Consider the following 6,858-nt stretch of genomic DNA (forward strand, 5'->3'; position numbering starts at 1 on the left):
ACCGGAACACCCTGCGCACGCACCCGGAGTCGCCGAGGCTGCAAGCAGCATTGCGTGATTTGATGCGCGTTTTAGTGGCGGCCATGGAAGTCCAGCCTGACAGCCAGCGGGCCATCTTCCTCGTCAAGAACGAGCCGATCCCCTCCTTCGGGCACAAGACCTTGTTGCAGTTGGTGAGCGCAGGCCGGGCCGACGATGCTGTGCGCTATGTGGAGTCAATCGCTTCGGGCTTCGTGGGATGATTTTCGTCGACCGTTTTGCGGGTACGTCGTTGGTGCCGACGCCATATTGAGTCAGCTCAGGGCAATATGCCGACTGGGCCGTGAACCGGCAGTATCGGTAAGAGTCCATGCCGCCTTTGACCAGGCAGGGGTTGCAAGCAATTCAGCACACGATTGGCAGGGTGGCTCACGCTGGGCGCGGTGCCAACACGTATGGGTCGAAATGAGCCTGACGGTTTTCACCCAAGACGAACACTCGCAATGGCTAGAGCGTAAGTGGAAGACCGACGGTGGGATTAGGCGACATTCTCTCGGATGACCGTCTCGATTTCCGAGAGCACCAACCACTTGAACCCCGGCACGTCAAGGTTCACACTTGGATAACGTCGGCCAAGCCGCTCGCGAGCAACTGCTTCTGCCGCTGAGCGAGAGATGACAGAGTTCGCCGCTTCCCCAAAGAGGGAACCTTGTGGACGGCGGCTGTTCTGGAAATCTGATGTCGGTTCGGCAGCCTCCGACCGCCGCGCATCTGCGTGCGCCAGTTCGGCTTGATGTTCGCGTTCGAACATGTCAATCAGTCGTTCCGTATTGGACTTGAGCAACTCACGTTCCTCTGCGGTGAGCGCACGGCCATCAAGACCGCCATATCTTGGATTGGACCGCCCGATAGCTGTGTGTCCGAAGAGCCTGGAGAAGCAATCGGCTCCGTAGACGCGCGTTTGCCCGTCGATGCGAACCAAGTGAACACGTTTGTAGACGGAGTGGCCACAGCCCACTGCGCTGCAGCGCACGCGGTCTTCCTGTGCAATTTCGACAACGGCCAAGAACGTGGTGGCGGACATTGCGGCTCTCTTTCTGCACGAACGCTTGAATTGGGCGGTGGCATCACCCTCTGCCGTTCAGGAACGAAGCAGCCGCCTCGTCGCGGAGGTTTGCCCGCAACTGGGTCTGCTCATGTCAGTGTAAGGCGCTGCTTCATCTTATAGAGGTCGGTGACGTTGCCCCCCAATTTGCTCGTCTCCCCTCATAGGCGCACCGACCTTTAGGCAGATTCGCTGTTCCGGCTTCGTCCGAGTCGGCACAAACCTCTTGCACGCGATGTGGAGAACTTCATCGATCTCTCCGCCCAAGAGGTTGGCTCGGTGCTCGCCAGCGATGCCATCGATCTGCAAACCCATCATCAGCAAGTCGATGGCGTTGATGACCGGCTGCTTGTTCGGCGATTTCAAGTACGGACTTTCCGCGTAGAACAAGGCCACGCCCGCCACCCCCGGAGTAGCTAGTTGGAGAGCCCAGGCGAGAACCGCGTCTTCTTGCAAAAACGCCGTGTCACATCCGATGGCGAACAGCATTCTGTAGATGCGACCGGGCGTGATGTCCGCTGCGCGGCCCATGCGGCGAAGGCTCGGCGCCAACACACGAGAGCTTGAAAAACTGCCACATCTGTCGCGCAAAAGACCCCGGGGCTTAGCCGGCGAGCTGTTCGCGGCCGACCGGCGAAACCGACATGAACTCACCGCCGTGCTTGGCTGGCTCGAACAATGCGAGCTTTTGTTCAAGCGTCAGCTGTAGCTTGCCAGCCGGATTCAGGACAACGACCTCTTCGACCACCTGGACTTGGTCCTCACTCTTCGTTGCTGCGTCTGACACGGGTGTCTCCTACGCAAGCCAAAGTAAAAGTCGCTCTTTCAGAAACGCCCAGCTCCCCGCGAGAGTAGTTGCTCGCTTTCACTCTTCAAGTCGTCCGGTCGCCGTTGGATGGGGCCTGGTGGCTTGTGAGAGTGCTCCGTCCTTGCGGAGAGACTTGCGCTGCTTGATCTTGTAAATGTCCGTGACCCGGACGCCGAGTTCGCGCATTTCATCTTCGTACGCGCGCCGCGCAGCGAGCAAGTTTGCGGTGCCAGCTTGCGTCCAGACCGCACCAACCTCCTTCATGGCGGCTTGGAGGACATCTTCGAGTGGTCCGCCCCAGAGGTTTGCCCGGTGCTCTGCGGCAACCCCATCGACATGTAAGCCCATCATCAGCGAGTCGATCGCATTGATGACGACTTGCTCGGGAATGGGCTTCAGGTATGGACTTCCGGCGTAGAACAATGCCACGCCGGTAGCGCCAGCGGTCGCCAGGTCGAGAGCCCAGGCATTGAGCGCTCCGTCACGTAGGAACTCCGTGTCGCTGGCGATTCCGAAAAGCATCCTGTAGATACGCCCCGGCGTGACATCCGACGCGCGCCCTAGAAGGGCGAAATTGGGCGTCCGGGAGAGCCGACCAAAAAGTTCCCTCTCAGGTGTGTCCATCAATCCCAGCAGGGGGCCAGCAAGATCCTCATCCTTGTCATCGTCGGACTTCGCATCCCAGCGTGTTTGCGCGTCGGAGCGCAGTTGTACGTAGATGGAGTCAAGGATCGCTGGGTGGGTAAGGTCGCCCCATAAGCTGTAGAGCACGTCGAAGATGCGCGCGCCAGCGATATTGACGACTTCGTCCGCATCAATGTCGCGGATCGTGGCCGCGAAGTTGAGCACCTCAAGCGCATCGAGGTGCAGGTGCCATGCGGACTTTGGCTGATAGCTCTCTGCGCGAGAGCGCAAGTTCTGCCGCGACCGCCTTGGGTTGAGGTCAGTGAGCATCGTCGTCAGCAGGCCACGCTCGTACAGGTCCTCATAAAAGCCCGCGGGGAGGCGCATTTGAAGCCCGTCCCTGGGACGAAACCATCGGGGAAATTCCTTGGCGACTTCATCGAGCGCGGCGATGTGGCCTGACTTCGGTCGCACCTGCGACTTCTCAAACCATGAGTCCCACGATCGCTGGCTAGCCTTCATCCCAACTTTGGATCCCCGGCGCGGGTCAGGGTCGTCAACGTGTGCCTTGCGGACCAGTACCGGGTCGATCTCCTCCATGGCTTCGAAGAGAGCAAAGCCCTGGCCAGCGCCAGGCACATGGTCGATGCCAAGCAGCAATCGCTTGAAGTGATTCAGGACAACGCGCAGCCTTAAGTCCGCTATCGAGTCAGGGTGTCCATCGGCTGGCGAGGGATGTGGTGTAGCCATCGCAAGGCGCTCTCGTGTGCAAAAACGACAAGAAATTCGATGGCCTTTTTGCCTAGGTCAATTCGCCGTTCGAGTTGAAGAATGTTGGGTATGACAACGGCAATCGATGGATCTCAAAGGCGCTCAAAAATGAATCGTAGCGAAGGTGGTGACGAGCAGGCTCCCAACGACTTTGCCGCCGGGTTCGGGCAGATGCTTTTCGACCGGCGGGCTGCGCTTGGTTTGACCCAAGGCGAAGTCGCGGCAAGAGCAGGACTGTCGACCGGCTATCTGTCGGAGATTGAGAACAGCAAGCGGCTGCCGCCGCCGAGGCGCACAGCCGTGCGTCTTGCGAGGGTGTTGGAGTTGAGCATGAGCGAGACAGACCGGTTTGTCGCGAGCGCCGTCTTAGGTCGCGGGTCTGAGCGGCCAGATGAAGAGTTGCCCAGCGAGGTGAGACTGTTGATCACCGACCTGCGCGTGTATGCGTTTCAGCTGCCATCGCGCTTTGTGTCGGCGCTGCGCAAGAGAGTGAGGGAGGTTGTCATGTAGAGCAAAACCAAAGCGGCAGGTCCCGAAGGACCTGCCACCCCGGAGCCGAGCGGTGTCACTCAGCGGATCGCAACGCAAGCATAGGCACCGAACAGTCCCGGGTCAACGTCAGTTCACTCAAGAGTGAACTCCCTGAACTCATGGAGACCCATGATGGATTCGTTCGCCCAAACCTGCGCGGCGCAGGCCTCGTTTCGCCGCAAATTCCGAGAGCGTGTCGGACTTGATGTCCGAAGACTCCCCTGCGCAGAGCAACTGGCAGTCTCAGCCGAGATTCCGCAGAGCGCCCCTTCATTGGACTTGGAGGCGCTGACATGCAACGCGTAAGAAACATCGTCACCCGTAGCGGCGGCGGATTCCGCGGCAAGTTTCCCAGTCGGAAGATGGGCCACATGGTGCATTACCAGTCGCTTCTGGAGCGCGACGCCATCCTGCATCTCGAGTACCACCCCTTGGTGCTCCTCTACCAGGAACAGCCCTCACGGGAGACCTACTACGACGCTGAACAGAAGGCCCGAAGCTATTACCCGGACTTCCAGGTCGTGCTTGTGAACGGCGAGGAGTTCTTCGTCGAGGTCAAGCCTGAGGAGAAGCTGGCGCACGACCGTGTCAAGGACAAGTTGCTGCGAGTGGCTTTGCGCTTCGATGAACAGCAGCGGCAATTTCGCATCTGGACCCAGCGACACATCCGTCGCGCACCGCTCTTTAACAACCTCAAAAACCTCCACGCCGTCAACCGGCCTGTGGGTAAGCCCGCAGGGCTCGACCAGCTGATCGAGGCGTTGCGGGAGGAGTCAACCAACTTTGAGCTCGATGAGCTCGTTCACCGCGTCGGCAGCGAAGCCCAGGTCTTGAGGCTGATTGCTGCCGGCATTTTTCAAACCCATCTGGAGCAACCCTTGACGCCGACATCGCGCGTCTGGACCCAATGCAATAAGGAGAATCATCATGGTGCGTTTTCGCTTTAAGAAAGGGCTCGCCTTCTACGAGAAGTCGGTTCGTTGGGAACTCATCCGCCGAAAGGCGACTGGAAAGCTCGTCTTCGAATCAGAAGACGGCGAGCAGGTCTCCCTCAAGGATGGTGAGGTCTTCTCACGACTGTCCGACCACACGTGGGAGATCGATGAAAAGTCCCTTGGTTTGGTCGGGCAGGACTTCGCGTTAGCCAGTCCGAAGGACCTGCGAGCGCTGTCCGAAAAGGCCCAAGCCACTGTCATTCGCAAGCTCGCCTACATTCGTGGCGCACAGCAGATCCTGGATGACGGAAACAAGCTGCTCAACTCTTCTCCTGCGAAGCTGAGCGAACGTATCGTCTCAGTGGCTGCGGCCCTAGGCGACGCGCATCCACCTTCAGCCAGCACAGTCTGGCGGTGGTGGAAACGCTTTGCCACCACGAAGTCAACGATCAAGCTGGTCGATCTGCGCCGAGGCGGGGTCTGTCGTAAGACAGACGAGCAGGTCAGGGTGCTCGAAGACGCCGTCTGCGAGGTCTACCTCAACTCGCAAAAGCGACCGATTAAGGAAGTCGTGGACAAGGTGCACGCCAAGATCGACAAGATCAACACGGCGAGAGAGGCCGAGGCGAAGATCACAAAGCCGAGCACGGCCACGATCTACCGTTGGATGCGGACGCTCTACTACGAGATCGTCCAAACAGCCCGCCATGGCAAAAAGGTCACGGAGCGTGAGTTGCGGCAGTCGATGCAAGGGGTCCAGGTAAGCCGTGTCCTCGAGCGTATCGAGTTGGACCACACACCAATCGACATCAACCTGATCTGCAGCGAAACCAAGATGGTGCTGGGGCGCCCATGGCTGACCCTTGCGATCGACCGCAAGAGTCGCATGATCGCTGGCTTCTATGTAAGTTTTCACGCGCCATCGGCCAGCTCGGTTCTGTACTGCCTGCGCATGGCGATCAAACCCAAGGATGAACTGCTCGCCAATTACAAGGACCTTCGCAACGATTGGCCGGTATATGGATTCTTCGAGACGCTGGCGCTCGACAACGGCATGGAGGAGCACGCCGGTGCGCTGGAGGCGGTCTGCATGGTGTTCTGTATCGAGTTGCTTTACTGCGAACCCGGGAAACCGATGCATAAGGGAGGGATCGAACGATTCATTGGAACGTCTGCAAGAGCGCTGGTTCACCAGCTCCCCGGGACGTTGTTCTCCAACCCGGAGGAGCGCGGCGATTATCCATCCGAGAAACTCGCCGCCCTCGACCTCAAGACTTTTACGCGGCTTCTGGTGAAGTGGATTGTCGACATCTACCACGTGACGCCACACCGCGGCCTGGATGGCAAGACGCCGCTGCAGGTCTGGCAGGAGGAAGCAACCAAGCGGACGATCGAACTTCCGGCTTACCCCGCCGAGCTGGACACCATGGTCGGCATCGAAGCGACACGCACGGCGTTTCATTACGGCATCGAATACGACAGCCTCCGGTACAACTCGGAGCAGATTAATGCGATGCGGCGCCGCACGGGAGACAACCTGCGCCTGAAGATTCGCGCGTATGACCACGACGTCGGCTACATCGATGTCTTCGATCCACACGGCGACGAATTCATCCGTGTCTCTGCTGTGGATGTCGACTACGCGCGGGGCCTCTCCAGGATTGCGCACATGCGTGTCATGGCCAGCGCACGCAAGCGCTTTGGAGACGACCCCACGGCGGCCCAGCGACGCGAGGTCAAGCAGGAAATCGAAGACATCGTCGAAGCGGCAATCCGGTCGAAGAAGACCCGCGTCCGCAAGATCGCAGCGGTTATGCGCCAGCACGACAGCGAGAAGGTCTTGGGCACTCGCCCCGGTGATGCCTTCGACGCCGCGCTTGAGCCGATCGACCCCAACCAATCCTCCGAGATCCCGCTGCACGCGGTCGATCCCGGTTCCAAAAGACCAATTTACGGCGTCAGCGACCGACGCCTCGGAGAATGACCATGTACGACTACACCAACACCAACGTAAGCGTCCGCCGAACCCATCTTTTCAATGAGTCTGTGCTGAGTGAAGCTTGAGTTTTTTCGGAGGCTTCATGCGATCAGACAAACTCAGTGAA

7 protein-coding genes and 1 pseudogene are annotated in these 6,858 nt (G+C 59.2%); 4 read left to right on the forward strand and 4 right to left on the reverse strand.

Features of this window, described 5'->3' with window-relative positions; translation table 11 throughout:
• Positions 1-242 (forward strand): annotated as a pseudogene (locus tag AC2VLV_RS16300) (DNA-binding protein); the annotation flags it as partial.
• 275 nt (positions 243-517) lie between these two features.
• Here the strand turns inward: AC2VLV_RS16300 and AC2VLV_RS16305 are convergent.
• The 4 genes from AC2VLV_RS16305 to AC2VLV_RS16320 all read right to left on the reverse strand — a co-directional run bounded on the left by AC2VLV_RS16305 (position 518) and on the right by AC2VLV_RS16320 (position 3,266).
• Entirely contained in the window at positions 518-1,063 is a 546-nt protein-coding gene (locus AC2VLV_RS16305) for a hypothetical protein (protein WP_486990966.1), read from the reverse strand.
• 138 nt (positions 1,064-1,201) lie between these two features.
• Positions 1,202-1,573, reverse strand: coding sequence for a hypothetical protein (locus tag AC2VLV_RS16310; RefSeq protein ID WP_486990967.1), 372 nt, complete (start codon positions 1,571-1,573; stop codon positions 1,202-1,204).
• Positions 1,574-1,688: 115 nt separating this feature from the next.
• Positions 1,689-1,871, reverse strand: coding sequence for a hypothetical protein (locus AC2VLV_RS16315; RefSeq protein WP_486990968.1), 183 nt, complete (start codon positions 1,869-1,871; stop codon positions 1,689-1,691).
• Between the two features lie 78 nt (positions 1,872-1,949).
• Positions 1,950-3,266, reverse strand: coding sequence for a hypothetical protein (locus AC2VLV_RS16320; RefSeq protein ID WP_486990969.1), 1,317 nt, complete (start codon positions 3,264-3,266; stop codon positions 1,950-1,952).
• A 129-nt stretch (positions 3,267-3,395) separates the two neighbouring features.
• On the opposite strand from AC2VLV_RS16320, the gene AC2VLV_RS16325 reads away from it, so the two are divergent.
• From AC2VLV_RS16325 to AC2VLV_RS16335, 3 genes are all read left to right on the forward strand, one after another.
• Complete coding sequence (locus AC2VLV_RS16325; protein ID WP_486990970.1) at positions 3,396-3,797, forward strand: helix-turn-helix domain-containing protein; 402 nt, start codon at positions 3,396-3,398, stop codon at positions 3,795-3,797.
• A gap of 314 nt (positions 3,798-4,111) precedes the next feature.
• The gene (locus tag AC2VLV_RS16330) at positions 4,112-4,765 is read left to right on the forward strand and encodes a TnsA endonuclease N-terminal domain-containing protein (RefSeq protein ID WP_486990971.1); all 654 of its coding nucleotides are present in this window, start codon (positions 4,112-4,114) and stop codon (positions 4,763-4,765) included.
• A complete protein-coding gene (locus AC2VLV_RS16335) occupies positions 4,746-6,737 on the forward strand; it encodes a transposase family protein (RefSeq protein WP_486990972.1) in 1,992 nt (663 codons plus the stop codon). Before AC2VLV_RS16330 ends, AC2VLV_RS16335 begins: the two co-directional genes overlap by 20 nt.
• The last annotated feature ends 121 nt before the right edge of the window (positions 6,738-6,858 follow it).

It is taken from the genome of Thiomonas sp. TH-17 (genome assembly GCF_057473305.1).

Bases quoted from the DNA above. Each gene is read 5' to 3' on its own strand.
- AC2VLV_RS16330 (WP_486990971.1), top strand. From the start codon at position 4,112: ATGCAACGCGTAAGAAACATCGTCACCCGTAGCGGCGGCGGATTCCGC.
- AC2VLV_RS16335 (WP_486990972.1), top strand. From the start codon at position 4,746: ATGGTGCGTTTTCGCTTTAAGAAAGGGCTCGCCTTCTACGAGAAGTCG.
- AC2VLV_RS16310 (WP_486990967.1), bottom strand. From the start codon at position 1,573: ATGCTGTTCGCCATCGGATGTGACACGGCGTTTTTGCAAGAAGACGCG.
- AC2VLV_RS16325 (WP_486990970.1), top strand. From the start codon at position 3,396: ATGAATCGTAGCGAAGGTGGTGACGAGCAGGCTCCCAACGACTTTGCC.
- AC2VLV_RS16320 (WP_486990969.1), bottom strand. From the start codon at position 3,266: ATGGCTACACCACATCCCTCGCCAGCCGATGGACACCCTGACTCGATA.
- AC2VLV_RS16305 (WP_486990966.1), bottom strand. From the start codon at position 1,063: ATGTCCGCCACCACGTTCTTGGCCGTTGTCGAAATTGCACAGGAAGAC.